Source organism: Paeniglutamicibacter cryotolerans, assembly GCF_014190875.1.
GTDB lineage: Bacteria > Actinomycetota > Actinomycetes > Actinomycetales > Micrococcaceae > Paeniglutamicibacter > Paeniglutamicibacter cryotolerans.
Genome location: NZ_JACHVS010000001.1, coordinates 977,874 through 1,002,188, shown reverse-complemented (window position 1 = coordinate 1,002,188; position 24,315 = coordinate 977,874). Strand labels below are relative to the sequence as shown.

The 24,315-nt window shown below is 66.0% G+C and carries 24 protein-coding genes; 15 read left to right on the top strand and 9 right to left on the bottom strand.

The genetic code is table 11. The annotated features are described in order from the left end of the window. Window positions 1–4: 4 nt before the first annotated feature. Both E9229_RS04810 and E9229_RS04805 read left to right on the top strand, forming a co-directional pair. The gene (locus tag E9229_RS04810) at window positions 5–1,483 is read left to right on the top strand and encodes a hypothetical protein (protein WP_183510134.1); all 1,479 of its coding nucleotides are present in this window, start codon (window positions 5–7) and stop codon (window positions 1,481–1,483) included. 245 nt (window positions 1,484–1,728) lie between these two features. Then, window positions 1,729–2,814 carry an inositol-3-phosphate synthase gene (locus tag E9229_RS04805; protein ID WP_183510133.1) on the top strand — a complete coding sequence of 362 codons (1,086 nt, stop codon included), beginning with the start codon at window positions 1,729–1,731 and terminating at the stop codon, window positions 2,812–2,814. A gap of 85 nt (window positions 2,815–2,899) precedes the next feature. Here the strand turns inward: E9229_RS04805 and E9229_RS04800 are convergent, their stop codons facing one another. After that, complete coding sequence (locus E9229_RS04800; RefSeq protein WP_183511879.1) at window positions 2,900–3,307, bottom strand: phage holin family protein; 408 nt, start codon at window positions 3,305–3,307, stop codon at window positions 2,900–2,902. Window positions 3,308–3,404: 97 nt separating this feature from the next. Here E9229_RS04800 and E9229_RS04795 point away from each other — a divergent pair, with 97 nt between their 5' ends. The 5 genes from E9229_RS04795 (at window position 3,405) to E9229_RS04775 (ending at window position 9,145) form a co-directional block, all read left to right on the top strand. Further along, the gene (locus E9229_RS04795; RefSeq protein WP_183510132.1) at window positions 3,405–4,526 is read left to right on the top strand and encodes a histidinol-phosphate transaminase; all 1,122 of its coding nucleotides are present in this window, start codon (window positions 3,405–3,407) and stop codon (window positions 4,524–4,526) included. A gap of 121 nt (window positions 4,527–4,647) precedes the next feature. After that, window positions 4,648–5,805: a pyruvate dehydrogenase (acetyl-transferring) E1 component subunit alpha gene (pdhA, locus tag E9229_RS04790; RefSeq protein ID WP_183510131.1), complete on the top strand. Its 1,158-nt coding sequence runs from the start codon at window positions 4,648–4,650 to the stop codon at window positions 5,803–5,805. Beyond that, window positions 5,802–6,782 (top strand): alpha-ketoacid dehydrogenase subunit beta, encoded by a 981-nt coding sequence (locus E9229_RS04785; protein WP_183510129.1) that lies wholly within the window; start codon window positions 5,802–5,804, stop codon window positions 6,780–6,782. The genes pdhA and E9229_RS04785 overlap by 4 nt, the downstream gene beginning before the upstream one ends. A gap of 51 nt (window positions 6,783–6,833) precedes the next feature. Beyond that, window positions 6,834–8,240 carry a dihydrolipoamide acetyltransferase family protein gene (locus E9229_RS04780; protein WP_183510128.1) on the top strand — a complete coding sequence of 469 codons (1,407 nt, stop codon included), beginning with the start codon at window positions 6,834–6,836 and terminating at the stop codon, window positions 8,238–8,240. Between the two features lie 125 nt (window positions 8,241–8,365). Continuing rightward, window positions 8,366–9,145 (top strand): hypothetical protein, encoded by a 780-nt coding sequence (locus E9229_RS04775; protein ID WP_183510127.1) that lies wholly within the window; start codon window positions 8,366–8,368, stop codon window positions 9,143–9,145. An 83-nt stretch (window positions 9,146–9,228) separates the two neighbouring features. Here E9229_RS04775 and E9229_RS04770 read toward each other — a convergent pair whose 3' ends face one another. Both E9229_RS04770 and E9229_RS04765 read right to left on the bottom strand, forming a co-directional pair. Continuing rightward, window positions 9,229–9,882, bottom strand: a complete 654-nt coding sequence (locus E9229_RS04770; RefSeq protein WP_183510126.1) for a vWA domain-containing protein — start codon at window positions 9,880–9,882, stop codon at window positions 9,229–9,231. Window positions 9,883–9,895: 13 nt separating this feature from the next. Beyond that, on the bottom strand, window positions 9,896–10,261 hold the full coding sequence (locus E9229_RS04765; RefSeq protein WP_183510125.1) for a hypothetical protein: 366 nt from the start codon (window positions 10,259–10,261) through the stop codon (window positions 9,896–9,898). 297 nt (window positions 10,262–10,558) lie between these two features. Here E9229_RS04765 and E9229_RS04760 point away from each other — a divergent pair, with 297 nt between their 5' ends. Continuing rightward, on the top strand, window positions 10,559–11,026 hold the full coding sequence (locus E9229_RS04760; RefSeq protein ID WP_183510124.1) for a hypothetical protein: 468 nt from the start codon (window positions 10,559–10,561) through the stop codon (window positions 11,024–11,026). Here the strand turns inward: E9229_RS04760 and E9229_RS04755 are convergent. From E9229_RS04755 to E9229_RS04740, 4 genes are read right to left on the bottom strand one after another with little or no spacing between them, the layout of a single operon-like run. Beyond that, window positions 10,981–12,618, bottom strand: coding sequence for a dipeptide ABC transporter ATP-binding protein (locus E9229_RS04755; protein ID WP_183510122.1), 1,638 nt, complete (start codon window positions 12,616–12,618; stop codon window positions 10,981–10,983). The genes E9229_RS04760 and E9229_RS04755 overlap by 46 nt on opposite strands. Next, on the bottom strand, window positions 12,615–13,508 hold the full coding sequence (locus E9229_RS04750) for an ABC transporter permease (protein ID WP_183510121.1): 894 nt from the start codon (window positions 13,506–13,508) through the stop codon (window positions 12,615–12,617). Before E9229_RS04750 ends, E9229_RS04755 begins: the two co-directional genes overlap by 4 nt. After that, entirely contained in the window at window positions 13,505–14,470 is a 966-nt protein-coding gene (locus tag E9229_RS04745) for an ABC transporter permease (RefSeq protein ID WP_183510120.1), read from the bottom strand. The genes E9229_RS04750 and E9229_RS04745 overlap by 4 nt, the downstream gene beginning before the upstream one ends. 12 nt (window positions 14,471–14,482) lie before the next feature. Then, window positions 14,483–16,138 carry an ABC transporter substrate-binding protein gene (locus tag E9229_RS04740; RefSeq protein ID WP_183510119.1) on the bottom strand — a complete coding sequence of 552 codons (1,656 nt, stop codon included), beginning with the start codon at window positions 16,136–16,138 and terminating at the stop codon, window positions 14,483–14,485. Between the two features lie 313 nt (window positions 16,139–16,451). Here E9229_RS04740 and E9229_RS04735 point away from each other — a divergent pair, with 313 nt between their 5' ends. The 6 genes from E9229_RS04735 (at window position 16,452) to E9229_RS04710 (ending at window position 22,379) form a co-directional block, all read left to right on the top strand. Beyond that, a complete protein-coding gene (locus E9229_RS04735) occupies window positions 16,452–17,345 on the top strand; it encodes a LysR substrate-binding domain-containing protein (RefSeq protein WP_183510116.1) in 894 nt (297 codons plus the stop codon). Continuing rightward, window positions 17,342–18,442: an enolase C-terminal domain-like protein gene (locus E9229_RS04730; RefSeq protein ID WP_183510115.1), complete on the top strand. Its 1,101-nt coding sequence runs from the start codon at window positions 17,342–17,344 to the stop codon at window positions 18,440–18,442. The genes E9229_RS04735 and E9229_RS04730 overlap by 4 nt, the downstream gene beginning before the upstream one ends. Window positions 18,443–18,499: 57 nt before the next feature. Next, the gene (catC, locus tag E9229_RS04725) at window positions 18,500–18,778 is read left to right on the top strand and encodes a muconolactone Delta-isomerase (RefSeq protein ID WP_183510114.1); all 279 of its coding nucleotides are present in this window, start codon (window positions 18,500–18,502) and stop codon (window positions 18,776–18,778) included. A gap of 155 nt (window positions 18,779–18,933) precedes the next feature. Next, window positions 18,934–19,785 carry a catechol 1,2-dioxygenase gene (gene catA / locus E9229_RS04720; protein ID WP_183510113.1) on the top strand — a complete coding sequence of 284 codons (852 nt, stop codon included), beginning with the start codon at window positions 18,934–18,936 and terminating at the stop codon, window positions 19,783–19,785. A 311-nt stretch (window positions 19,786–20,096) separates the two neighbouring features. After that, on the top strand, window positions 20,097–20,681 hold the full coding sequence (locus E9229_RS04715; protein WP_183510111.1) for a flavin reductase family protein: 585 nt from the start codon (window positions 20,097–20,099) through the stop codon (window positions 20,679–20,681). Between the two features lie 102 nt (window positions 20,682–20,783). After that, window positions 20,784–22,379, top strand: a complete 1,596-nt coding sequence (locus tag E9229_RS04710; RefSeq protein WP_183510110.1) for a 4-hydroxyphenylacetate 3-hydroxylase family protein — start codon at window positions 20,784–20,786, stop codon at window positions 22,377–22,379. Between the two features lie 64 nt (window positions 22,380–22,443). Here the strand turns inward: E9229_RS04710 and E9229_RS04705 are convergent, their stop codons facing one another. Both E9229_RS04705 and E9229_RS04700 read right to left on the bottom strand, forming a co-directional pair. After that, a complete protein-coding gene (locus E9229_RS04705; protein ID WP_183510109.1) occupies window positions 22,444–23,070 on the bottom strand; it encodes a flavin reductase family protein in 627 nt (208 codons plus the stop codon). Window positions 23,071–23,153: 83 nt separating this feature from the next. Then, on the bottom strand, window positions 23,154–23,756 hold the full coding sequence (locus E9229_RS04700; RefSeq protein WP_183510108.1) for an NAD(P)-dependent oxidoreductase: 603 nt from the start codon (window positions 23,754–23,756) through the stop codon (window positions 23,154–23,156). Between the two features lie 105 nt (window positions 23,757–23,861). On the opposite strand from E9229_RS04700, the gene E9229_RS04695 reads away from it, so the two are divergent. Beyond that, the gene (locus E9229_RS04695; protein WP_183510107.1) at window positions 23,862–24,233 is read left to right on the top strand and encodes a winged helix-turn-helix transcriptional regulator; all 372 of its coding nucleotides are present in this window, start codon (window positions 23,862–23,864) and stop codon (window positions 24,231–24,233) included. Window positions 24,234–24,315: the final 82 nt, after the last annotated feature.

Here is a 24,315-nt window from a genome sequence, read left to right as displayed (position 1 = left end):
CGTCATGGGCTACGACAGCCGCGGAGGCATCAAGAGCATCGACTTCTCTTGCGCCGAGCTGGAGCGGGCGGGTGCCGGCCTCGATGCCAGTGCAGTCTTTCTGGGCGAAGCGTCGCTGCTCCTCGGGGCGCCCGGTTTGTCCATTCCGGCGGCTGCGCTGGGCACCGTGACGCTCAGGTTCAGGTTGCTGGAGGCCCAACGGGAGTTTGCCGCGTTGTTGGTGACCTCCCTGCGTCTGGCGGCCGAATCCGCGGCGCTGGCGCTGAAGGTATCCACGGCGCGTGGGATCTACGAGCTGGCGGAGGCCAGGGCTGCTGCCGCGGCGAACCATGCCGGGACCGCGGCCCTCGGGTGGCAGCTGTTACGGGATCTGGCCGGACCGAACCGACGCCCGGGAACCCTCACCACGGAGGGACTGGTGGCCCAACTGCCGGAGTTGCTGGCCAAGCTGGCCATTCTGCTGCCCGGGCCGGGTGGTGCCGGGGCTGGTTTCCTGCTGCCGATGCTGCGCGATAGGCAGCCTGGCGGGCTCTTCGACGATGCTGCGGCACGGCGGCTCTACCCGCTGCTCGGGCAGGCAACGATCGACGCCGAACTGGTGCGGGTGGGGCCGGTCGACGTGGAATCGGTAAGGGCTTCGGCGCCGGCGAAGCTGGCGCCCGGGATCGCCGGATTGATGGACCTGCAGGAGCGTGCAGAGCAGGCTCCGCCCGGTTCGCTGTTGATCACGACGGTCCCCACCGATGCCGGACCGCTGCATATCGTCACCATTCCCGGAACGCAGGAAGCGGAGCTGTTTGACCCGGCCCTGCTTCCCCGGCTTCCGGGCCGGGAGGCCGGGCTGCCGCTGCGGCAGAACCCGTGGGATGTCGGTGGCATTGTGGAGTCGATGGGGATGGGTAGCCAGCACACGGCAGCCGCTGTCCAGCGGGCGCTGGGTGAGGCAGGAGCCCACCCGGGGGACCGGGTGATCCTTTCCGGATACAGCCAGGGCGGGATCCATGCCGCGAACCTCGCTTCGGATCCGCGCATCGCCGGGCCGTATGCGGTGCGGTACGTTTTCAGCGCCGGCTCCCCGGTGGCGGGGATCGAGTTGCCCGCATCCGTTCGGGGGTTGCATCTGGAGGATCGCGGCGACCCGGTGCCGGGTGCCGACGGTGCCCCGAACCCCGCAGTGCGCAATCGGGTGACGGTCAGCTTCGATGCGGCATCGGGGGGTGCCGAAGGGCCGGTTGCCGGATTCGGACCTGCCCACCGGCTGAGCAACTATGCGGGGCATGCCGCTAAACTATCCGCTACCAACGACCCAGCAGTGGGTGAGGCGGTTGGCGCCCTGGGCGTGCTGTTCACCGGGGCCGGTGCCGCAACCGTTCGCACCGTGCAGCTGCGCCGTGCCGTACCAGTGCCGGTGATGCGGGCGGTTCCGCCGGCGGGGAACCGGCGGAAAGCAGGTCCCCGCAGGGATTGGGCCCCGGGGGCGTAGCATTGGCGGCCCGGGGAGCGCGGCTCGGACGCGATCCCCGGGTCCCGCTGATTTGTCCCGCTCCTAGTCCGAACGGCTGCGGCTGCAAAATTCGCCTTGTGGAGCTGCTTCGGCCCCGGAAGGGGTGCGGATCCAGGCGGCGTAACCGATGTGATTGGCGGCGTGGATTGGCAGTACTGTTACAGAGCTAAAAGATCCGGGTTGGCCGTTCTCCGCCCGGAAACCGAAAGTTTGAGGAGACAAAGGTGTCTGAAAATCCCATTCGAGTTGCCATCGTGGGCGTGGGCAACTGCGCCTCGTCGCTGGTGCAGGGTGTCGTGTACTACAGCGATGCGGATCCGGGTACAACGGTTCCCGGCCTGATGCACGTCAAGTTTGGCAAGTACCATGTCAATGATGTGCACTTCGTTGCAGCTTTCGACGTCGATGAGAAGAAGGTCGGGCTGGATCTGGCCGACGCGATCCTCGCCTCCGAGAACAACACCATCAAGATCTGCGACGTTCCGGAAACCGGCATCACGGTCCAGCGTGGCCACACCCTTGACGGCCTGGGCAAGTACTACCGCGAGACCATTACCGAATCCGCAGTGGAGCCCGTTGACATGGTTGCTGCGTTGAAAGAGGCGCGCGTCGACGTCTTGGTTTGCTACCTTCCCGTCGGTTCGGACGCGGCGGCGAAGTTCTACGCGCAGGCCTGCATCGACGCCGGTGTAGCCTTCGTCAACGCGCTGCCGGTCTTCATTGCCGGCACGAAGGAATGGGCGGACAAGTTCACCGCGGCCGGCGTGCCGATCGTGGGCGACGACATCAAGTCCCAGATCGGTGCCACCATCACCCACCGGGTGATGGCCAAGCTGTTCGAGGACCGCGGCGTGACCCTGGACCGCACCTACCAGCTCAACGTCGGCGGCAACATGGACTTCAAGAACATGCTGGAGCGCGACCGGCTTGAATCCAAGAAGATCTCCAAGACCCAGGCGGTCACCTCCAACACCTCGGCCGAGCTCGGCCCCGATGATGTGCACATCGGCCCGTCGGACTACGTGTCCTGGCTCGATGACCGCAAATGGGCCTTCGTCCGCTTGGAGGGCCGCAACTTCGGCGATGTTCCGGTGTCACTGGAATACAAGCTCGAGGTCTGGGACTCGCCGAACTCGGCCGGGGTGATCATCGACGCCGTGCGGGCGGCCAAGATCGCGCTTGACCGCGGGGTGGGAGGACCGTTGCTCTCGGCATCCTCGTACTTCATGAAGTCGCCGCCGGAACAGTACAACGACGACATCGCCAAGGAGAAGGTCGAGGCCTTCATCCGCGGCGACCTGCAGTCCTAGACGGCATTAACGACGATGCTCCCTCCCCGTGCTTGATTTCGGGGAGGGAGCATCGTCGTTTTCGGAGGGTCGGGGGGGGGGGTGCTTAGGTGCGGGACTTGGGGGTGATCAGGCCGATCAGGGCCGAGACGATGCTGATGATGATCGCTCCGAGGATTGCATCCCAGAAGAACGTCTCCACGTGGAACGGAATCGGGGTGAAGCTGCTGAGCCACGAGGTGAGCATCAGCATTCCGGCATTGATGACCACGGCAAAGAGGCCCAGCGTCAGGCAGGTGATCGGCAGCGCCAGGAGGCTGACGATGGGCCGCACGATGGCGTTGACCAGTCCGAAGATCAGGCCGATGAAGAGGTAGGCCAGGATCGTATTGACCGAACCGTACTCGGTGAGCTGGTCCGTCGCCCCGGTCCCGATGTGGATGCCCGGGATCAGCCAGGCGGCGACACCCAGGGCGAGGGCATTGGCAATGACACGGAGCAGGAAAACCTTCATGCGATTCATGTTCTCACGGCTTTCGGGAAGCTGGCCATGGTCCCGAGCGGTGGCGTGTGCCTCCGCGGAATTCAATGGCGGCAGATAGGCTGGGGGCATGACCTCCGAGAATTCCACGTCGCACGATACCGTCCAACCCCGCCCGGTGATCGGGCGCCTGCCGAAGTACGCCGCCGGAAAACCCCCTGCGGCCATCGACGGGCTGCAGTCCTACAAGCTGTCCTCGAACGAAAACCCGCTGGCCCCGTTGCCCGAGGTCATCGAGGCGATCCACGCCCAGCTGGAGATCAACCGCTATCCGGATCCGCTGGCCACGAAGTTGCGCAACGCCCTGGCGGGATACCTTGACGTGCCGGCCGAAGACATCGTGACCGGTGCAGGATCCCTCGGTGCGCTGAACCAGATCCTCGCCACGTTTGCCGGACAGAACGAGGATGGCGTGCCGGATGAGGTCGTCTACGCCTGGCGCTCCTTCGAGGCCTACCCGATCTGCATCGAGACGGCTGGCGCCTCCTCGGTCCAGGTTCCGCTCACGGCCGATGGACGGCACGACCTGGACGCCATGGCGGCCGCGGTCAACGAGAACACCTCGGTCATCCTACTCTGCACCCCGAACAACCCCACCGGTCCGGTGCTGCTCAGCGATGAGGTCGAGGACTTCATTGCCAAGGTCCCGTCGAACGTGCTGATCGTCATTGACGAGGCCTACCAGGAATTCGTGCGCAACGAGAATGCGGTGGACGGCATCGAGTCCTACCGCAAGCACCCGAACGTCGTGGTCCTGCGGACCTTCTCCAAGGCCCACGGCCTGGCGAACCTGCGCGTCGGCTACTCGGTCTCGCACCCGGAGATCACTGCGTACCTGCGTGTTGCCGCGACCCCGTTCACCGTCTCCTCGCTGGCCGAGGATGCGGCCGTTGCGTCGTTGGCAAACATCGACAAGGTTGTGGAAAGGGTACAAAGCCTGGTGGACGAGCGCGAGCGCGTCGTCGCCGGCTTGAAGGCCCTCGGGTGGGTCTTCCCGGAGACCGAAGGCAACTTCGTTTGGCTGCCACTGGGCGCCAACTCCGCCGAGTTTGCGGCCCTTGCGCAGGGTCAGGCGCTCTCCGTGCGCGGCTTCGCAAACGAGGGTGTGCGTGTGAGCATCGGTGAGGTGGAGGGTAATACCCGCTTCCTCGATCTTTGTAGCAAGTATCCAAAGGGCCCGGGACTTTCCTAGGTCTATTCCTGCGGCGGTCGACTTTGGGCCGCCGCTAGGCTTGTTTAAGAATTGCCGCCAACATGCCCCACGCGGAATGCATTCCGATTGAGGCATATTTCCTAGTGAAGGGCCCCGTTGCATGACCCGCATCGAGCAAGAAACATCTGAACCACAGCTGATCCAGCTTTTGAGTCCAGATGGCGAGCTGTTGTCGAACCCGGAGTTCGACTCGTACGTCACCGACGTCGACGCCTCGATGCTGCGCGGGTTCTACCGCGACATGGCCCTCACCCGGCGTTTCGACCAGGAAGCCACGGCGCTCCAGCGCCAGGGCCAGCTCGCACTCTGGGTACCGCTGCGCGGTCAGGAAGCGGCTCAGATCGGCTCCGGCCGGGCCACCCGACCCAACGACTACATCTTCCCGACCTACCGCGAACACGGCGTCGCACTGACCCGCAACGTGGACTTCCCGCAGATGCTGCGCATTTTCCGGGGGATCTCCAACGGCGGCTGGGATCCTCGGGAAAACAACTTCCACATGTACACGATGGTGCTGGCGGCCCAGATGCCCCACGCCACCGGGTACGCCATGGGCGTGCAGCGCGACCAGGCCGGCTGGGATGCCGAACGCCTGGAAAAGGAGGGCACCGCCGTCGTGGCCTACTTCGGCGACGGCGCCTCCTCCGAGGGTGACGTGCACGAGTCGATGGTCTTCGCCGCGAGCTTCAACTCCCCGGTCGTCTTCTTCTGCCAGAACAACCAGTGGGCCATCTCGGTCCCGTTCGAGGTGCAGTCCAAGGTGCCGCTGGCACAGCGTGCCGCGGGCTACGGCTTCCCCGGCATTCGAGTCGACGGCAACGACGTGCTGGCGGTGTTGGCGGTGACCCGCTGGGCGCTGGAACGCGCCCGCCGCGGCGAGGGACCGGCACTGATCGAGGCCTACACCTACCGGATGAGCGCCCACACCACGGCGGATGACCCCACCAAGTACCGGCTCGATGCCGACGAGCAGGCCTGGGTGGCACGCGATCCGCTCACCCGTCTCGAGGCCTACCTGCGCTCCTCCGGCATGGCCGACGACGCGTTCTTCGAACAGGTGGTGGTCGACGGCAACGAGATGGCGACCCGCGTCCGCGAGGAGGCCATGGCCTTCCCCGAACCGGTGCTGGCCCAGTCCTTCGCCAACGTCTACGCCGAGGCCCACCCGCTGATCAAGGAAGAGCTGGCCTGGCACCTCGAGTACGAAGCCGGCTTCGCCGGGAACACGGACGACACGGCACAGGAGAACGCACGATGAGCACCACCACGATGACCATCGCCAAGGCAATCACCGCCGGGCTGCGCCGCGTGCTTGAGGAAAACCCGAAATCGCTGCTGATCGGGGAGGACATCGGCCGCCTCGGTGGCGTGTACCGGGTCACCGACGGTCTGCTCGGCGAGTTCGGTTCCGACCGCGTCGTCGACTCCCCGCTGGCCGAGTCCGGCATTATCGGCACCTGCATCGGCATGGCCATCCGCGGCTACTCGCCGATCGCCGAGATCCAGTTCGACGGCTTCGTCTTTCCGGGCTTCAACCAGATCACCACGCAGCTGGCTAAGATGCGTGCCCGCTCCGAGGGCCGCTTTGGCGCGCCGGTGGTCATCCGCATTCCCTACGGCGGCGGCATCGGATCGATCGAGCACCACTCCGAATCCCCGGAGGCGCTCTTCGCCCACACGGCCGGCCTGCGCATCATGGCGCCGTCCAACGCGCACGATGCCTACTGGATGATCCAGCAGGCAGCCGCCTCGCAGGACCCGGTGATCTTCTTCGAACCCAAGCGCCGCTACTGGCTCAAGGGCGAGGTCGACACCGAGAACCCGGCGCCGGACGCCTTCCGCGCCCAGGTGGTGCGCCCCGGCAACGACGCCACCATCGTCACCTACGGGCCGCTGGTTCCCGTGGCGCTTGCCGCGGCCGAGGCCGCCGTGGAGGACGGCCGCAGCGTCGAGGTCATCGACCTGCGCTCCGTCTCTCCGATCGACTTCGACACCATCACCGAATCGGTCGAAAAGACCGGGCGGCTGATTATCACCCACGAGGCCCCGACCTTCGGCGGCATCGGCGGCGAGATCGCGGCCCGCGTCTCCGAGCGCGCCTTCCTCTCGCTCGAGGCCCCAGTCATCCGCGTCGGCGGTTTCCACATGCCCTACCCGGTAGCCAAGGTGGAGGAGCAGTACCTGCCCGACATCGACAAGCTGCTCGAGGCGCTCGACCGCTCATTCGCGTACTAGCTCACCCATTGCCGCACCCGATTCCCGCTTCAGCTTCCCAAGGAGAAACCGATGAGCACGTTCAATCTTCCCGACGTGGGTGAAGGCCTGACCGAGGCCGATATCGTCGGCTGGAAAGTCGCCCCGGGCGACACCGTGGTCATCAACCAGGTGTTCGTCGAGATCGAGACGGCCAAGTCGCTGGTGGAGCTGCCCAGCCCATTCGCCGGCATCGTCACCGAGCTGCATGCCGCCGAGGGGCAGACCCTGGCCGTGGGAGCCCCGCTGTTCAGCGTCGAGGAGACGGCTGGAACGCCGGCCCCCGCACCCGTGGCCGAAGCGCCCGGCGCCGGCGGCGAGGCGGTGCCCGTCGCCTCGGAGGAGCCCGGCCCGCTGGTCGGATCCGGTCCGAAGGCCGACGCGGTCAAGCGCCGGGCCCGGACCAGCCGTCCGCCCGCCGCTGCCCCGGCCCGCGAGGTAAAGGCCCCCGTTGCCACCGCCGAGGCCGCTGTGCGTCGCGTCTCCTCGCTGCCCCAGGCCATCGGCCGCCAGGCGGCAGCGGCCCGGCCAGCGGTCGCCTCGCTGGTGAACCGGGTGCTGGCCAAGCCCCCGGTGCGCAAGATCGCCAAGGAACTGGGCATCGACCTGGCCGAGGTCACCGGCACCGGTGGACAGGGTGAAATCACGCGCGCAGACCTGCTCTCCTACCAGGCGCAACGCGAGGCAGAGCGCGAGGCGGCACCGAACTTCTGGACGCTGAAGGACGCCGAGGGCGACAAGCGCATCGAACGCATCCCGGTGAAGGGGGTGCGCAAGGCCACGGCCAAGGCCATGGTCGAATCGGCGTTTACCGCGCCGCACGTGTCGATCTTCGTCGATGTCGACGCCTCACGCACCATGGAATTCGTCCAGCGCCTAAAGAAGAGCCGCGACTTCGAGGGCATCAAGGTCTCCCCGCTGCTGATCCTGGCCCGCGCCGTGATCTGGGCGGCGGCCCGCAACCCCTCGGTGAATGCCAGCTGGGTCGAGGTCGAGAACGGAGCCGAGATCCAGGTCAAGCACTTCATGAACCTGGGCATCGCCGCCGCGACCCCGCGCGGGTTGCTGGTCCCGAACATCAAGGACGCCCAGGACCTGAACCTGCGCGAGCTGGCCATTGCGCTGAACGAGCTGGCCTCCACCGCCCGCGAGGGCAGGACCCGTCCCGAATCCATGGGCAACGGCACGCTGACGATCACCAACATCGGCGCCCTGGGCATCGACATCGGCACCCCGATCATCAACCCCGGCGAGGTGGCCATCGTCGCCTTCGGCACGATCAAGCAGAAGCCGTGGGTAGTTGCCGGCGAGGTGGTTCCGCGTTGGATCACCACCCTGGGCGGCAGCTTCGACCACCGTGTGGTCGACGGGGACCTCTCGGCGCGCTTCATGGCCGATGTCGCGGCCATCATGGAGGAACCGGCGCTGCTGCTCGAGTAGCACGGTCGCGGTTCCCGCATTTTGCCCAATTCGTTATGCCCCGGGGATTCCCTGGGGCATTTCGTTTGGCGCATGGTGTAGGTATATGTGCCGTCGACGCGCGGCGGCACGCACAGGAGGTAGCCGTGCCAGCCGTTCCGCGCCCGACCTGCACCCCCGTCCATGAGCGGCTCGCCGCCGTCCGCTTCGGACCCGGCCTCCGGAGGGGGAGCGTGCTGCTGGCATCGGTGCTGGTGCTCGGCGGTTGTGGTTCGGCCGATCCCCGGGACCTGGAGGGTACGGGGGCCGCGGAGGCCACCTCCGCCGCAACCATCACGGCGCCCGAGGTCTCCTGGGTGGACTTCGAGGCGTTCGGCATCGGGTTCAGCCACCCGGCGCAGTGGCGGGTCATCCCGGGTGAATGCGTGGGTTGCGTCGGCGCCGAAACCTCGAAGGAGAACAAATTCGGGGAGTGGAACATGGTCGATGCCTACGGGACGGTGCTGGCCCGCTTCGCCCCGTACTCGGCCAGTGACATGGACGGGAACACGAGCACCTACCAGCGCACCTACCTCGAGACTCAGTCGCTGGACTCCACGCTCGATGCCCCCGCCTCCTTCGTCTTCGAGCATGCGAGGGTCACCCCGGGAGCGAACGCCCACGGGACGCTACCCGAATCGACGGCCCGGCTGATGGTCGTCGATGATTCGCTGCTCGACGCGAACGACAGCACAGCAGTGGCACCGTACTTTCAGGCGCTGCAGGAATCGGGCACCGTATTCGCCACCGACGAGGGATTTACCGGCGGCGCCGATATCGATCCGGAGACCCCGACGCTCGATCAGGCCAAGGCGTTCATGGCGGATCCGAACTACGCGCTGATGAAGCAGACCATGCTCGGCGTTCACTCCCTCGCCGAGAAGTAGCTTCGGCGGGGGCTGATGGCATCTGGCGAGTGATTCCGTGGTTTTTGTCCCGGGGAATCATTCTCCAGGGTTGGGATGTTTCCCTAGTTTCCGGCTTCTTCCCGCTGAAGGTCGGTGAAGCTGGCGCCGGCGATGACAGCATCGGGCGAAGCGCCGTCCCGGCGGGCCTTGCGGGCCTTCGTGGTGAGCTCGCTGTAGGAGGACATGGCGCTGCGTACTGTCGCGCTCGTATAGGTCAGTGAACGCTCGGGCGAGATGCCCAGACTGGTGCCAACCTCTACTGCATCCTGGTTGGTTCCAAGGTAGGCAATGAGCCATTTGTCGACCTTTTCCTGGGCCTCCAACAAGGCTTTGATGGCGGGCCGGGTGTATTCTTTCGAGGCGTTTTCCAGTCCGTCGGTCATGATGTTCAGGTGGACCGTCCCGGGGCGCTGGCCGGCCGGCATTGCGGCGATGCGTTCCCGGGTGGCGGTGACGGTGCGGCCGATGGCATCAAGGAGTGCAGTGGTTCCACGGGGACGGATGACCAACGGTTTGACCTGCTCTATCGGAAGCCCCACGAAAACATCCTCGTAAGTGTCGTCGAACTGGTGCAGCGAGACCGTCGCGGAGCCGGGGACTGCCTTCTGTTCGTCGATCAGGGCCCGGAAAGCGCCTTCGACGTCGTTCTTGATGTCGTTCATGGAGCCGGATCGGTCGAGAAGAAAGACAAACAGGGAGGAATCGTTGCTGGACATGGCTGGTTTCCTTTCAGGAGGTGGAACGCCGTGGCTTGAACGTCAGCGGCGCCTTGGGTGGCGGGCGGCCGATTTCGGAATCGTAGCGGGCCCGTTCGATGGAAGATCCGGAGACCTTGCCGTCCGGCTCCGAGTAGCTGGACAACTGCGAGGTGCGGGCAAGCCGCGGGGGTACCGAATTGGGTGAAAGCCCGGCCCGGACGGCCACCGAGCGGATCGAAGCGCCCCCGAGTGTTGCCTCGGCCATCGCCTCATTGAGCGCAGCATCGAGTAGTTCACGAACTTCACCAAGCCGCTCGACCACTGCCAGTGCCTCGGACGGAATATCCGCTAGCAGTTGGCGGGCCTGGTCGATCGAAGCGTTTTTCTTGTCGCTCATAAGGCAAGTATGCGCAGTTTGTGCACATGCATCAATAGTCAGAACGTAGATAATTTGCGCGGGATGGTTATCAAGGAAGTTCCGTGTCGGTTGACTCCCGCCACTGCCAACGGGCGCTTGGGAGGCACGGCTGGCGTGATCGGATGAATCCGGAATTCTGCTCCGGTCTGCCATGAGTCCTTGACATCGAGTCCAGGTGGGGTGGGAAATTCAGCAGGTGGATACGCGTATTCAAGGAGATCAATGCGTAATTCTTGGGGTGTTTGTCGTGGACTGGCCATGGCGTGGGCATGACTTATGGGACCTGTTCCGCCCGCTTCCGCGGCGATCTCCGGCCCGGCTGCAGTCACCGGGGTGGCTGCCGAGAAAGTTAAGGTCCAGTTCACAGGAATTGGACATCCCGGACAGGCTAAAGCGGTCAAGGGGTGCCTTGCCGGCCTGAAGATTTCGGCACGCAAGAAACGGGACGGGTTATACGCGACCACCATTTGCAGGGGGTCGCAGTGGAAGGGCCGAAAATACATCGGCACGATCATCTTGGACGCGGTGCGTGAGGAGGATCCATGCTTCGGCGTGGGTAAGACGCGGACAGATGTCGGCAAGCTGAGAAAGCTGGCCCTTTACGGTCCCGAACCAAAAACGACTGACGCCTTCGATGTCCAGGCCGCTGGCGGCAATTCCCCTAAAGACCTGCGGAAGGTCATGGTCATCAAGTCACGCTATGGAGAGAGGGTCGGCGAAGCCGCCAACAAATCCCGGGTGTAGGGGTGCACCGGGGCGGTGAAGACCGCCTCGGTGCACCCCTGCTCGAGGATCCGTCCGCCGCGCATCACGGCTACCGTATCGCTCATGTGGCGCACCACGGCGAGGTCGTGGGAGATGAACAGGCAGCTGAGTCCCAGCCGTTGCTGCAGCTCGTCCAGCAGGTCCAGGATCTGTGCCTGTACCGACACGTCCAGTGCCGAGACCGGCTCGTCGCAGATCAGCAGTTCCGGCTTCGGGGCCAAGGCCCGGGCAATCGCCACGCGCTGGCGTTGGCCGCCCGAGAGCGTACGCGGGTTGCTGGAGGCCAGCGTCGGATCCAGGCCGACGAGCTCCAGCAGGGCCGCGGTTTCAGCGCGCCAGGGTCCCGGGCGGCGGGTCTTCCCGCCGCTGAGCGCGTCGGTCAGCAGCTGGCCGACGCTCAGGCGCGGGTCGAAGGAGGCCTGCGGGTCCTGGTAGACGGCGCCGACGCGCGGCCGTAACGGACGGCGGGTGGCCTCGGGAAGCGAACTCCACTGTGCACCGAAAAGCCGGACCGAGCCGGCGTCCGGTGTTTCCAGGGCCAGCACCAGGCGCGCCGTCGTGGTCTTCCCGGACCCCGATTCCCCGACCAGGCCCAGCGTCTTACCGGCCGCCAGCGACAGGGACACCCCGCGCACCGCCTCGAAGCGCGAACCGTCGGGCCGCCTGAAGGACTTGTGGAGGTCGCTGGCCCGCAGCACCTCGGCGTCTTCCGGGACGGGAGCGGTGGGTGCCGGTATCGGGGTGTTGACCTCGATGCGTTCGGACGCCGCCGACAGCAGGGTCCCGCGCGGCTGCCCGGAGGGGACGGCGCGCAGCAGCGCCCGGGTGTAGGCGTGGCTCGGGGTTCCGAGCACCTGGGCGGTGGGCCCCTGTTCCACGATCCGGCCGGCGGACATGACCGCGATCCGGTCGGCGACCGATGCCACCACCGCCAGGTCGTGGCTGATCAGCAGCAGGCCGGTCCCGGCCGAGCACAGTTGTGCCAGCAGCTCCATGATCTGCGCCTGGATGGTGGCGTCCAGCGCCGTGGTCGGTTCGTCGGCGATGAGAAGCGGCGGGTTCATGGCCACGGCCGCGGCTATCAATGCGCGCTGGCGCATGCCGCCGGAGAGCTCCCCGGAGCGTTGTCCGGCCCGCAGCGCGGGCTCGTCCAGGCCGACGGCTTCGAGCAGTTCGAGCACCCGGGCGGCGCGGGCACGGGCTCCCAGCTTGGTATGCAGGCGCAGCGAATCCTCGATTTCGCGTCCGATGGACCGCAGCGGGTCCAAGGACCCGAGGGCGTCCTGGGACACATAACCGGCGCGGGTCCCGCGCAACGTACGCCAGCCGCTGTTCCCGAGCGTGCGCAGGTCCCGGCCCTCCAACTCAAGCGCATCGGCCAGCACGCGCGATCCGGAGCCGGCCAGCCCAATCAGGGAGCGGGCCGTGACTGACTTCCCCGAGCCCGATTCGCCCACCAGGGCGAGGGTTTCACCGCGTTTCAGCTGCAGGCCGACCCCGTGCACCACCTGGGTGTTGCCGAAGGAAACGTTCAGGTTCTCGACCCGCAGCAGGTCATCTCCGCTGATCATGCGCCCACCGCCCGGCGTTGCAGCGCCCGGCCCAGCACGGTGCTTGCAGCAGCGATGGCGACGATGGCCAAGCCGGGGAAGAACGTCATCCACCAGGCCAGCGACAGGTAGGTGCGCCCGGCGGCGAGCATCGAACCCCATTCTGGTGCCGGGGGAGGGGCGCCGAGTCCGAGGAAGCTGAGCGATGATGCCCACACGACAGCCTGCCCCAGGCCCAGGGTGGCCAGCACCATGACCGGTCCCAGGGCGTTGGGAAGCAGGTGCCCGAACAGGATCCGGGTGCGGGTACGGCCCAGGACCCGGGCGGCCTCCACCATGGCGGAGGAGCGCAGCGCCATGACCTGGGCCCTGATGATCCGTGCATAGCCCGGCGCGGTGGTCAGTGCCACCGCCATCACGGTGGTCGTGGTTCCCGGTCCGGCCAGGGCGATGAACACCAGCGCCAGCAGCAGCCCGGGCAGTGCGAAGAGCACCTCGAGGACGCGCCCGATGACGGTGTCCGCCCAGCGCCCGCCCAGGCCGGCGACTGTACCCAGGAGCAGTGCCAAGAACAGCCCGAGGCCGGTTGCCGCGGCGCCGATCAACAGCGAGGAACGGGCACCGTAAATGATGCGCGAGTAGATGTCCCGGCCCGATTCGTCGGTGCCCAGCAGGTGCGTGCCGGACGGGCCCTCGAAGGACTGTGCGGGATTGATGGCCAGCGGATCGTCGGGGGCAAGGAGTCCCGGCGCGATGGCCGCAAGGGCCAGGAACAGCGCCACTGCCACCGCCATCCAGATCGGGAGCGCCGTGGCGAACCTGCCCGCGGACCCGGAGCCTGGCCGCCGCCCGATGCCGGTGCCGGCCAGAAGCGGGTTCCCTCCGCCGGGTGGTGCCCCGGCGGTGCTCATGCGGTGCTCCTGCTCGGGTCCAGGGCGCGTTCGGCCAAGTCGGAGAGCGCCATGATCAGCACATAGGCCAGCGCCGAGGCCAGCGCTATGCCCATGACCATCGGCACGTCGCGCACGGTGACGGCGGAGAGCAGGCTGCGGCCCAGGCCCGGGCGGGCGAAGATGCTCTCCACGACCACGGCCCCGCTGAGCAGCGAACCAAAGGCCCAGCCGGAGAGGTTGATGCCCGGCAGCGCCGCATGGCGCAGGGCGTGCCGGGCCAGCAGCCCGGCTTCGGATTCGCCGCGAGCCCGGGCGGCCAGGGCAAAGGGGCCGGACATGGCTTGGAGCATCGAGTCGCGCATGACCTGGCCCAGGAAGCCGGCCAGCGGGAGGGCCAGCGTGAGCACCGGCAACACCAGCCCGGCGGGGGTACGTGTGCTGACCGGTGGTAGCCAGCCCAGCGCATTGGAGAAGAGCATGATCAGCACGCTGGCCAACCAGAAGTGCGGGATGGCGGCCGCCGCGATTTCCAGGCCCGAGGCAACCGTCGCGGCGATGCGCCCGTTCAGCATCGAGAACGTTGCCAGGCCCAACGCCAGCAGCCAGGCAACGATCAGGGACAGCACCGCGAGCAGCATGGTTCCCGGAATCAACTCGCCCAGGACCCGGGCGACGGGTGCCTTCAGCGAATAGGAGTCGCCCAGGTCCCCGCGCAGCAACCGGCCCAACAGCATCAGGTACTGGACGACCAGCGGCCGGTCCAGTCCGTAGTCGCGGCGCGCTGTTTCCAGGGCCTCGGCCGAGGCCTGCGAGCCGGGTCCGCCCATGATGGCGGCTGCAGGGTCACCGGGAATGAGCCGGATGCCGAAGAAGATGGCGGTGGCCACGGCCCAGAGCACGAATACGGCGCCGCCGATCCTGCCCAGCACCCAGCGGACGGCCTTGGGGGACCGCCAGCTGGATGCACCTGCCACGGCCATCGGGTACCGCTGCTACTTGGTGAAGCGGGTGTCGAAGAACGTCGGTGAGGACACGGCCGTGGTGGCCCCGACGCCGACGAGCTTCGTGGAGTACAGGAAGTGGTTCTGCTGGTCGTAGAGCGGCAGCAGGTAGTGGCCCTCGAGCACCAGCTTCTGCGCCTTCGTGTAGAGCTCCATCCGCTTCGCCGGATCGTTGGTGGTCCCTGCCTCGTCGAGCAGCGCGTCCAGTTTCTTGTCCTTGACCTGGGACAGGTTGGCGAAGTAGCCGCTGGGCGCCGGGATGGTGGAATCCGAGTGGAACAGGATGCGCAGCACGCCCGGGCCGACCTTGGTGTAGGGCGCGGAGACCAGGTTGTAGTCGTTTGCAGCGAGTGCGCCGTACCAGCTGGAGAGATCAAGCAGGTTCAGGTTGATCTCGATGCCGGCGTCCTTGGCGGTGGCCTGGATCTGTTCGAAGAGCGACTGCTCGGCCGGCACCGACTGGTTGGTGCTCACCGGGAAGGTCAGCGAGAGGCGCTTGCCGTCCTTGGTGCGGTAGCCCTGCGCGTCGCGGTCGACCCAGCCGGCCTCGTCCAGCAGGCGTCCGGCCGTCTGCGCGTCGGTGACGAATTCCTCCGCGTCGGAGTAGCCCAGCGGCTCGATGCTGGACAGGGCGGAGAAGGAGCGCTGGGCCGTGCCGAAGAACAGCGAGTCGATGCCGCCCTTGACGTTGACGGCACGGATGAAGGCCTCGCGGACCCGGGCGTCGTCGAAGGGCGCCTTGGAGGAGTTCAGCTCGATGCGGTTGGAGGCACCGGGGCGTGGCGCATCCAGGTGGTCCAGCATCCCGCTCTTGTCGGCTGCCGCAATGGCGTTGGGCTGCGGGTTGTCGATGATGTGCACATCCCCGGCCTGCAGCGCGGCCTGCCGGGTTGCCGTTTCCGGAATGAACTTCCAGGCGATTCCGTCCAGGTAGGCCGGGCCCGTGTGGCCCGGATCGGCGACGGGGCGCGTGTAGCCGTCGTTGCGCAGCAGCGCGACGGAGTCCTGCCGGGTCCAGGAACCGACCTTGAACGGGCCGGTGCCGATCGGTGCGGAGCAGTTCTCTTCCTTGCCGCGGGAGATCCCCGCCGGGGACTCGATGGCCACCCACGGCATGGAGAAGGATTCAAGCAGCGCGTTGTCCGGTGCCGACATCGCCAGCTCCAGGGTGTCCGGGGCAATGACCTTGGCGGACTTGATCTTCTTCACCGCGAGGTAACCGGTGGAAGAGGTCGTTTCGGGGTCCTGCAGGTGCTCGATGTTTGCCTTGACGGCCGCTGCATCAAGGGCTGTGCCGTCGGTAAAGGTGATGCCATCGCGCAGCTTCAGCGTCCAGGACAGGCCGTCGGCCGAGGGGTCGGCGGATTCGGCGAGCCAGGGCACGAGCTTGCCCTCGGCATCCTTGGTGTACAGGGTTTCCAGGAACTGGCCGGCCAACAGGGCCTGCGGGTAGTTGCCGCCCACGTGTGGATCCAGGCAGCTGGGCTCGGCGTCGCCCGAGGCATAGACCAGGGTGCCACCCGACATGGGCTCGGCGTCCAACCCGGCCACCGGAACGGCGGAGGAACAGCCAGCCAGAAGGATCATGGCCGACAGGGTGCCGGCAAGAAGCGCGGCGCTAGGCAGCGAAGGACGTGAAAGCGGCATGGAGAAGGATTTCCTGACAAGTAAAAGGGGGATCCGGAAGCCGTTTGCGCCCCTGCGGGCTGTGTCGGCTGCCGTGCTTGGGGCTTGCTCCAAGGATAATCGAGCGGGCACCCGAGGCTAAGGATGCGCGTCATCTTGTGATGGGACTCACAGGAGCTGGTAGCCCCGGGCCGAACGTCGCCGGTGGACCGTCCAAAAGGAGATCCATACGAAAAAAGTGTGAATGTAGTGAAAATATGTATTTTACATAAGTAATAATTCCGTCCTAATCTGACAGAGGCGCACAACGGTGCCCCCGACCGGAGGTAGCGACATGGACATGCGTCAACTGCGTTACTTCGTCGCCGTAGCCGAGGAAAAGCACTTCGGGCGGGCGGCTCAGCGCCTGCACATGGCCCAGCCCCCGCTCTCGCAGCAGATCAAGCAGCTCGAGGAGCAGCTGGACACCCTGCTGCTGGTGCGCACCACGCGCAAGGTCGACCTGACCCCGGCCGGTGAACTGCTGCTGGCCCGGGCCAGGCTGTTGCTGGCGGAGGTCGAGAAGGTCGAGCAGGATGTCAGGCTCGTCGGGCAGGGTGCCAGCGGCATCCTGCGGATCGGCGTTTCCGGGACCGCTACCTACCGGCTGATGCCGCGCATCGTGCAGGCGGCCCAGATCGACATGCCCGGGCTGCGGTTGAACGTGCAGGGGGAAATGCTGACTCCGCAGATGGAGATCGCGCTCGAGGAGGAGCGGCTTGACGTCGCCATCCTGCGTCCGCCGGTTCGCTCGGGTCAATTGAGCCTGAAGTTCCTCGAACAGGACGAGCTGGTCGTTGCCCTGCCCGAGGACCACGAGCTGGCATCGCGAGGCCTGCTGGACCTCGCGGACCTGGCCGGTGAGCCTTTCATCAGCTATCCGCTGTCCTCCGCCGTGAACCGGATCGCATTGGAGGCCTGCCGGAAGACGGGATTCTCCCCGCGGGTCGTGCAAGAGGCCCATGAGACCTCTACGCTGCTCTCCTTCGTCTCGGCTGGCATGGGCGTTGCCCTGGTGCCGACCACGCGGCGCATGTTCGCGCTGCAGGGCATCGTCTTCAGGGCGCTGCGCAATGCCCCGGCCGTTGATCTGGCCGTGGCCTGGAAAGCCGGCAACGAGTCGGCCCTGCTCCTGAAGTTCCTAGACCTTTTCGATAGTCCCGCTTCCCTGGAAGGAACACCGGCATGAAGATTCAACGGATCGAGGCGATCCCCTATGCGATTCCCTATGCCCACCCGCTGAAGTTCGCCAGCGGCGAGGTCCTGGTGGCCGAACACATCCTCGTGCGGATCCACACCGACGATGGATTGGTCGGGGAGGCTGATGCCCCGCCGCGCCCCTACACCTACGGTGAAACCCAGGATTCGATCAAATCCATCGTGGAGAAGGTCTTCGCCCCCGCAATGATCGGGCTGGATGCGATGGACCGCGGCAAGGTCCATGCGATCCTGAACCGGACCATCAACAACCAGGTAGCCAAGGGTGCGGTGGACATCGCGCTCTGGGACCTGATGGGCAAGTCGTTGGGAGCCCCGGTGCACAAGCTGCTGGGTGGCTACGCCGACCACATGCGCGTCTCGCACATGCTCGGTTTCCGCCCCGCCCAGGAGTTGCTCGACGAGGCGCTGCGTTTCGGCGAGGAATACGGCATTACCACCTTCAAGCTCAAGGTCGGCCGCCGACCGCTGGCCCTGGATATCGAGGCCTGCCACGTGCTGCGTGCTGGTTTGGGCGAGGACGTCGAGCTCTACCTCGATGCCAATCGCGGCTGGAGTGCCAACGAGGCGCTCGAGGTGCTCCGCCGGACCGAGGGGCTCGGGCTGACCATGCTCGAGGAGCCCTGCGATGCCAAGGAGGCCATGGGCCGGCGCAGGCTCGTGGAGAAGTCGCCGATCCCGATCGTCGGCGACGAATCGGTGCCGACCGCCGGGGACGTCTCGCGCGAACTGCTCTCGGGGGGCAGTAACGCCATCTGCATCAAGACCGCCCGCAGCGGGTTCACCGAAGCCCAGCAGATCCTCGGCCTGTGCACCGGACTCGGCGTCGACGTCACCATGGGCAACCAGATCGACACCCAGGTCGGTTCGATGGCCACGGTGACCTTCGGTGCCGCCCACGAGGCCACGACGCGCAAGGCCGGGGAACTGTCCAACTTCCTGGACATGTCCGATGACCTGATGGCGGAGCCGATCGCCATCCTCAATGGCACCATTTCGGTGCGCGACGTGCCCGGTGTCGGTGCCGCGATCGACGAGGACAAGCTCGCCCACTACCGATCCAACTAAGCGTTTCCCTTGGGTTCGGCACCCGCCGCGCCCACATCCTTTGCCCCAGGAGGCAGCATGTTGTTCCTCGTTCGCATGGACGTCAATATCCCCTCGGACCTGCCGGCCGCGGAGGCCGCCGAAATCAAGGCCGTCGAAAAGGAGTACTCGCAGGGACTGCAGCGCGACGGCCGCTGGCCGCACATCTGGCGCGTCGTCGGGGAGTACTCGAACTACTCCATCTTCGAGGTCGCATCCAATGACGAATTGCACGACGTGTTGAGCGGATTGCCGCTCTTCCCGTACATGGACATCCAGGTGACGCCACTGGCAAAGCATCCATCGGATATCAACTAGGACTTCAAAAGTCTCAATGAACGCAAAAGAAGTATTTCTCTCTTCCTAATAACCAACATACATTGGGGCCATGGGCAGTCAACGTGACAACCATCACCCGATGGCGCGACTTGGCACAGGCCACAAAAAACCACGTAAATGACAAAGGAGTCCTCATGTCGACAGAGACCGAAGCCTCAGCAGCAGCATCGGGTAACGCGGCCACCGACCGCTTCCGTTCCTCCGGCAAGACGTCGGCAATCGCCGCCGACGTGGAGCGTGTAAACCTTCTGGCCAGCAAGCTGATCAAGGCGGCCAATGACATCGTGCTCGAGGAGCGCGTGAGCTACGACGAGTTCAACGCCCTGAAGGCCTGGCTGATCAAGGTCGGAGAGGACGGCGAATGGCCGCTGTTCCTGGATGTCTGGCTTGAGCACTCGGTCGAGGACGTTGCCACCGACCACCGCGAAGGCAACAAGGGCTCCATCGAGGGCCCCTACTACGTGCCCGAGGCCCCGCAGCAGAACTCCCCGGCCAGCATCGAAATGCGCGAGGACGAGCCGGGTACTCCGCTGCTCTTCCAAGGCCAGGTCAAGTCCGTTGCCGGCGCCCCGTTGTCCAATGCCAAGATCGAGCTGTGGCACGCCGATGAGTTGGGCTTCTACTCACAGTTCGCCCCGGGCATCCCGGAATGGAACCTGCGCGGGACCTTCATCGCCGACGCCGAAGGAAACTTCGAGATCCGCACCATGCAGCCGGCCCCGTACCAGATTCCGACCGAAGGCGCCTGCGGGCAGCTGATCGAGGCGGCTGGCTGGCACGCCTGGCGCCCGGCGCACCTGCACCTGAAGGTCTCGGCACCGGGCCATGAACTGCTCACCGCGCAGCTGTACTTCCCGGGCGACGTGCACAACGATGACGACATCGCCACCGCGGTGAAGCCGGAACTGATGCTCGACATCCAGCCGGCGGGCAGCGGCAAGGGCGTGCAGGCCACGTACGATTTCCGGCTTGACCCGCAGGCCTAGGCCCTCGCGATAAGGCGGGGATGATCCGGCGGGGGACCAGTGCCCTGCCGGATCGTCCCCCGAACCTCACCGGCAGTACCCCTTCTCGAAAGAACCCCGCGAGTTTCACCGCGGTCGGCCCACGGGGCGGCCCCGAAACCGGGTGACGGGCAGATCCTCTTCGCGATCCCCGACGGCGCCCCCCCATGATGGCGCACCCTTCCTGCACCATCGCGGCCAACGGGCAATGGCCGCCGTTTCCCGACACTGAAACAGGCCGGCAGCCGGCACCCCCCGATCTCTACGGCAATTCCAGTGAAAGTGAGCCCGTCATGACACACGACGTCGCACTTGCGGCCATCGACCCCCGGGAGCTGCGCAATGCCTTCGGCCAGTTCGGCACCGGCGTCACGGTGGTCACCACCCGCGGCGCCGACGGGACCCCGCACGGGGCCACCGTCAACGCCTTCACCGCAGTGTCCCTGGACCCGCCGCTGGCACAGGTCACCCTGACCCGCAGCTCCAAGGCAGCCAGATACCTCGAGGGTTCGTGCTTCGCCATCAACATCCTCTCCGTCGGCCAAATGGAAACGGCGCTGCACTTTGCCGGCAAGCCGATGAACCGCGAGCCCGACTGGACCCTGGACGGGGACGTGCCCGTGCTGATCGGCAACACCGCAACCCTCGAATGCAGGCCGTGGAACATCTACGACGGCGGAGACCACATCATCGTCGTTGGAGAGGTCGTGGCGCTGGAGGTCCGCCAGGCCGACCCGCTGATCTTTTTCGCCGGCAAGTTCCGCCATGTCGGAGACCACGTCGACGGCATGCCCTGGGCCAAGTCCGGCGACGGCCCGGACGGCGGGTGGTTCTCCGGCGCCAGTTCGTTCAAGTCCTTCGCTCCGGCGCCGGAGTGAAGCCCCGCTGATTTCCACCCAAGCAACACCACCGTCCCACCCGTTCCACCCGAAAGTAGTACCTGATCCCCATCTGAAGTGCCTCGACCGAAAGGTAAGACAATGACTGAAATCCTGGATGAGCAGATACCCTCGAGCGGCCCGGACATGAGCGAGCGGACCACACCCGCGAACCGGCTTCTTCCCCAGACCGGCGATGAATACATCGAGTCGCTGCGCGATGACCGCGAGGTCTGGATCTACGGAGAACGCGTCAAGGACGTCACGACGCACCCGGCCTTCAGGAACTCGGTGCGCATGGCGGCCCGTCTGTACGACGGATTCCACCAGCCCCCGACGGCGGACAAGTTGCTGGTTCCCACCGACACCGGTTCGGGCGGCCAGACCCACCCGTTCTTCAAGGTCGCCCGCACCGTCCAGGACCTGAAGGACGCCCGCGTCGCCATCGAGACATGGGCCCGGATGACCTACGGCTGGATGGGGCGCTCACCGGACTACAAGGGAGCCTTCCTGGGCACGCTCGGTGGCATGCCGGAGTTCTACGAACCCTTCCAGGACAACGCGATCCGCTGGTACAACGAGTCGCAGGAGAAGGTGTTGTACTGGAACCACGCGATCATCAACCCGCCGGTCGACCGCCACCTGCCGCCGGACCAGGTCGGCGACGTGTTCATGAAAGTCGACAAGGAAACCGACTCGGGTCTGATCGTCTCCGGTGCCAAGGTCGTCGCCACCGGTTCGGCCATCACCCAGTACAACTTCATCGCCCACTACGGTCTCCCGATCAAGCGCAAGGAATTTGCGCTGATCTGCACGGTCCCGATGGACGCCCCGGGTGTGAAGCTGATCTCGCGGGCCTCATACAGCCAGCAGGCAGCCGTGATGGGAACGCCCTTCGACTATCCGCTCTCGTCCCGGCTGGATGAGAACGACTCCGTCTTCGTCTTCGACAAGGTGCTCATCCCCTGGGAGAACGTCTTTGCCTACGGGGACGTGGAGAAGGTCAACAACTTCTTCCCGCAGACCGGCTTCCTGAACCGCTTCACCTACCAGGGCGTCATCCGCCTGGCGGTGAAGCTGGACTTCATCGCCGGCCTGCTGCTCAAGGCACTGGAAATCACCGGCACCAAGGACTTCCGCGGCGTCCAGTCACGCGCCGGCGAGGTCCTGGGCTGGCGTAACATGTTCTACGCGCTGGCCGATGCCATGGCGATGAACCCCGATGCCGGACCAGATAACACCGTGCTGCCCAAGCTCGACTACGGCCTGTCCTACCGGATGTTCATGTCCATCGGCTACCCGCGGATCAAGGAGATCATTGAGCAGGATGTCGCCTCCGGCCTGATTTACCTGAACTCTTCGGCCCACGACTTCAAGACACCGGAGATCCGCCCGTACATCGACAAGTACCTGCGCGGCTCCGAGGGCATCGAGGCGGTTGACCGGGTCAAGCTGATGAAGCTGCTCTGGGATGCCATCGGCTCCGAATTCGGCGGCCGCCACGAGCTGTACGAGCGCAACTACTCGGGCAACCACGAAAACGTGAAGTCCGAGATCCTGTTCGCAGCCCAGGCCCAGGGCACCACCGACATGATGAAGGGCTTCGCCGAGCAGTGCATGTCCGAGTACGACTTGGACGGTTGGACGGCGCCCGACCTGATCAACAACGACGATGTGAGCATCTTCCTGAAGAAGTAGCCCGCACGGCCTCAGCAGGCCGGGGTCCAGACGCCAAAACGCGGCGTCGGGTCCCCGGCCTGCCTTAATCGATGGTTGGTTCCTGGGCCGAGCGCCATTGTTCGAGGGTGATTCGGTCGAGGGCAAGCACCTCGCCCAGGGTTCCCCATTCGTTGCTGCCGAGCCGGGAGAGCGGATCGAGCTTCCCGGGCCGCGGGTGCCCGGCCTCGTCGAGTACCGACTCGTTGATGGCCACGTGGGTGACCAGGCCCAGGACCAGGAACGAGTTTCCCACCTCGATGACCCGGTGCAGCTGGCACTCGAGCGCCGCGGGCGATTCGGCAACCCGCGGGACGGAGACGCTCAGGCTCGGCTCCATGGCCAGGGACGCAACATCGAATTCGTTGACTCCGTCGGGGAACGGGGTCGACGTCAGGTTGACGGCATCCAGGAGGCGGCGGGGTGCGAGGTTCACGACGAACTCTCCGGTGGCTTCGATGTTGCGCAGCGTGTCCTTGCGCGTCACCGAGGTGAACTGCACGATTCCGGGGTCTGACGAGGCCACGGTGAAGAAGGAATGCGGGGCCAGATTGGCCGTGCCGGAGGCATCGAGCGTGGAGACCCAGGCGATCGGGCGCGGGATGACCAGCGAGGTCAGTAGCCGGTAGACGTGGCGGGCCGGAAGCGAACCGGCATCGAATTCAAGGCGCATGCCCCAAGCAAAGCACATCGGGTGCCCGGGCGGCGCAACCGTCCGGGCACCCGATGTGCTTTCACCTGTGGCGTGGGCTGGTGCTAGTTCGCGACAGTGAAGCGGCGGTGCAGGTGCTTGGGCGCCTCGATCTCATCCAGTGCGGCAACGGCGAAGTCCTGGGTGCTGACCTTGTCGCCGGCGGGGGAGTCGTTGCCCAGCTTGTAGTCGCCGGTGCGCGTCCCGGGGGCGATCTCCGGTGCCGGGGCCAGCATGGTCCAATCCAGACCCGATGCCGAGGTGTAGAAGTCCAGCACGGTGCCCATCGTGCGGGCCTCCGGGGCGTAGGCCTCGGGAAAGCCCGGGATGTCGACCAGGCGCACGCCGTTGATTTCGGTGGCGCCGGCGCCGCCGACGATGAAGAGCCGGGCCGGGACGAGCGTCTCGGAGATTTCCTCGTGGGCATCCAGGTATTCCTGGTGGTCCCCGCCGGTGCGGGACGGTGGGATGGACAGGATCACGACGTCGTTTTCGGCTGCCAGCGTGCGGTAGGTGGCAATATCGGACAGGTCCGCCCCCACGGCGGTGGTGCCCTCGACAGTGGTGCCCCGGCGGGTGACCGCGGTGACTTCGTGCCCGCGCGAAAGGGCCTCGGCGACCAGCTGGCTCCCCACCATGCCGGTGGCTCCGTAAACGGCGATTTTCATGAGTGCCCTTTCCTTCGGTTTGTGCGCCGCGCGGCAGGGATGCCGCGCCAACAAGTCAATGGTATCCATTGGATACCAAGTACCTCCAAGTAATATAGTCACCATATGGACACCACCGGATTCGACGTGATGACGTTGGGCTGCCCCTCCCGAGTCATCATGCAACGCATCGGCGACAAGTGGTCGCCGCTGGTCATCGCGTCGTTGAAGGACGGGCCGAGGCGGTTCTCCCGGTTGCGCAACGACATTGGGGGCGTGACGCCCAAGGTGCTGACCCAAACACTGCGCACCCTGGAGCGCGACGGACTGATTGGCCGGACGGTGCATGCCGAGGTGCCGGTCCGCGTCGAATACGAACTCAGCGCGCTGGGGTGCACGCTGCTCGGCCCGCTTGAGGCCGTTCGGCTCTGGGCCGAGGCCCACGCCGGGGCCATCATCGAGGCCCGCGACGCCTACGACCTGCGCCCGGGGAACTGAGCGGTTCCCCGGTCCGGTGGGAAGATCCGCGCGGAAGTTCCGTCCGGAGGCGGCAGGTCTCCGCAGGGGGTATGCCAGCAAT

Bases quoted from the DNA above. Each gene is read 5' to 3' on its own strand.
- E9229_RS04810 (WP_183510134.1), top strand. From the start codon at position 5: ATGGGCTACGACAGCCGCGGAGGCATCAAGAGCATCGACTTCTCTTGC.
- E9229_RS04800 (WP_183511879.1), bottom strand. From the start codon at position 3,307: ATGAAGGTTTTCCTGCTCCGTGTCATTGCCAATGCCCTCGCCCTGGGT.
- E9229_RS04795 (WP_183510132.1), top strand. From the start codon at position 3,405: ATGACCTCCGAGAATTCCACGTCGCACGATACCGTCCAACCCCGCCCG.
- pdhA (WP_183510131.1), top strand. From the start codon at position 4,648: ATGACCCGCATCGAGCAAGAAACATCTGAACCACAGCTGATCCAGCTT.
- E9229_RS04785 (WP_183510129.1), top strand. From the start codon at position 5,802: ATGAGCACCACCACGATGACCATCGCCAAGGCAATCACCGCCGGGCTG.
- E9229_RS04780 (WP_183510128.1), top strand. From the start codon at position 6,834: ATGAGCACGTTCAATCTTCCCGACGTGGGTGAAGGCCTGACCGAGGCC.
- E9229_RS04770 (WP_183510126.1), bottom strand. From the start codon at position 9,882: ATGTCCAGCAACGATTCCTCCCTGTTTGTCTTTCTTCTCGACCGATCC.
- E9229_RS04765 (WP_183510125.1), bottom strand. From the start codon at position 10,261: ATGAGCGACAAGAAAAACGCTTCGATCGACCAGGCCCGCCAACTGCTA.
- E9229_RS04760 (WP_183510124.1), top strand. From the start codon at position 10,559: ATGGGACCTGTTCCGCCCGCTTCCGCGGCGATCTCCGGCCCGGCTGCA.
- E9229_RS04755 (WP_183510122.1), bottom strand. From the start codon at position 12,618: ATGATCAGCGGAGATGACCTGCTGCGGGTCGAGAACCTGAACGTTTCC.
- E9229_RS04750 (WP_183510121.1), bottom strand. From the start codon at position 13,508: ATGAGCACCGCCGGGGCACCACCCGGCGGAGGGAACCCGCTTCTGGCC.
- E9229_RS04745 (WP_183510120.1), bottom strand. From the start codon at position 14,470: ATGGCCGTGGCAGGTGCATCCAGCTGGCGGTCCCCCAAGGCCGTCCGC.
- E9229_RS04740 (WP_183510119.1), bottom strand. From the start codon at position 16,138: ATGCCGCTTTCACGTCCTTCGCTGCCTAGCGCCGCGCTTCTTGCCGGC.
- E9229_RS04735 (WP_183510116.1), top strand. From the start codon at position 16,452: ATGGACATGCGTCAACTGCGTTACTTCGTCGCCGTAGCCGAGGAAAAG.
- E9229_RS04730 (WP_183510115.1), top strand. From the start codon at position 17,342: ATGAAGATTCAACGGATCGAGGCGATCCCCTATGCGATTCCCTATGCC.
- catC (WP_183510114.1), top strand. From the start codon at position 18,500: ATGTTGTTCCTCGTTCGCATGGACGTCAATATCCCCTCGGACCTGCCG.
- catA (WP_183510113.1), top strand. From the start codon at position 18,934: ATGTCGACAGAGACCGAAGCCTCAGCAGCAGCATCGGGTAACGCGGCC.
- E9229_RS04715 (WP_183510111.1), top strand. From the start codon at position 20,097: ATGACACACGACGTCGCACTTGCGGCCATCGACCCCCGGGAGCTGCGC.
- E9229_RS04710 (WP_183510110.1), top strand. From the start codon at position 20,784: ATGACTGAAATCCTGGATGAGCAGATACCCTCGAGCGGCCCGGACATG.
- E9229_RS04705 (WP_183510109.1), bottom strand. From the start codon at position 23,070: ATGCGCCTTGAATTCGATGCCGGTTCGCTTCCGGCCCGCCACGTCTAC.
- E9229_RS04700 (WP_183510108.1), bottom strand. From the start codon at position 23,756: ATGAAAATCGCCGTTTACGGAGCCACCGGCATGGTGGGGAGCCAGCTG.
- E9229_RS04695 (WP_183510107.1), top strand. From the start codon at position 23,862: ATGGACACCACCGGATTCGACGTGATGACGTTGGGCTGCCCCTCCCGA.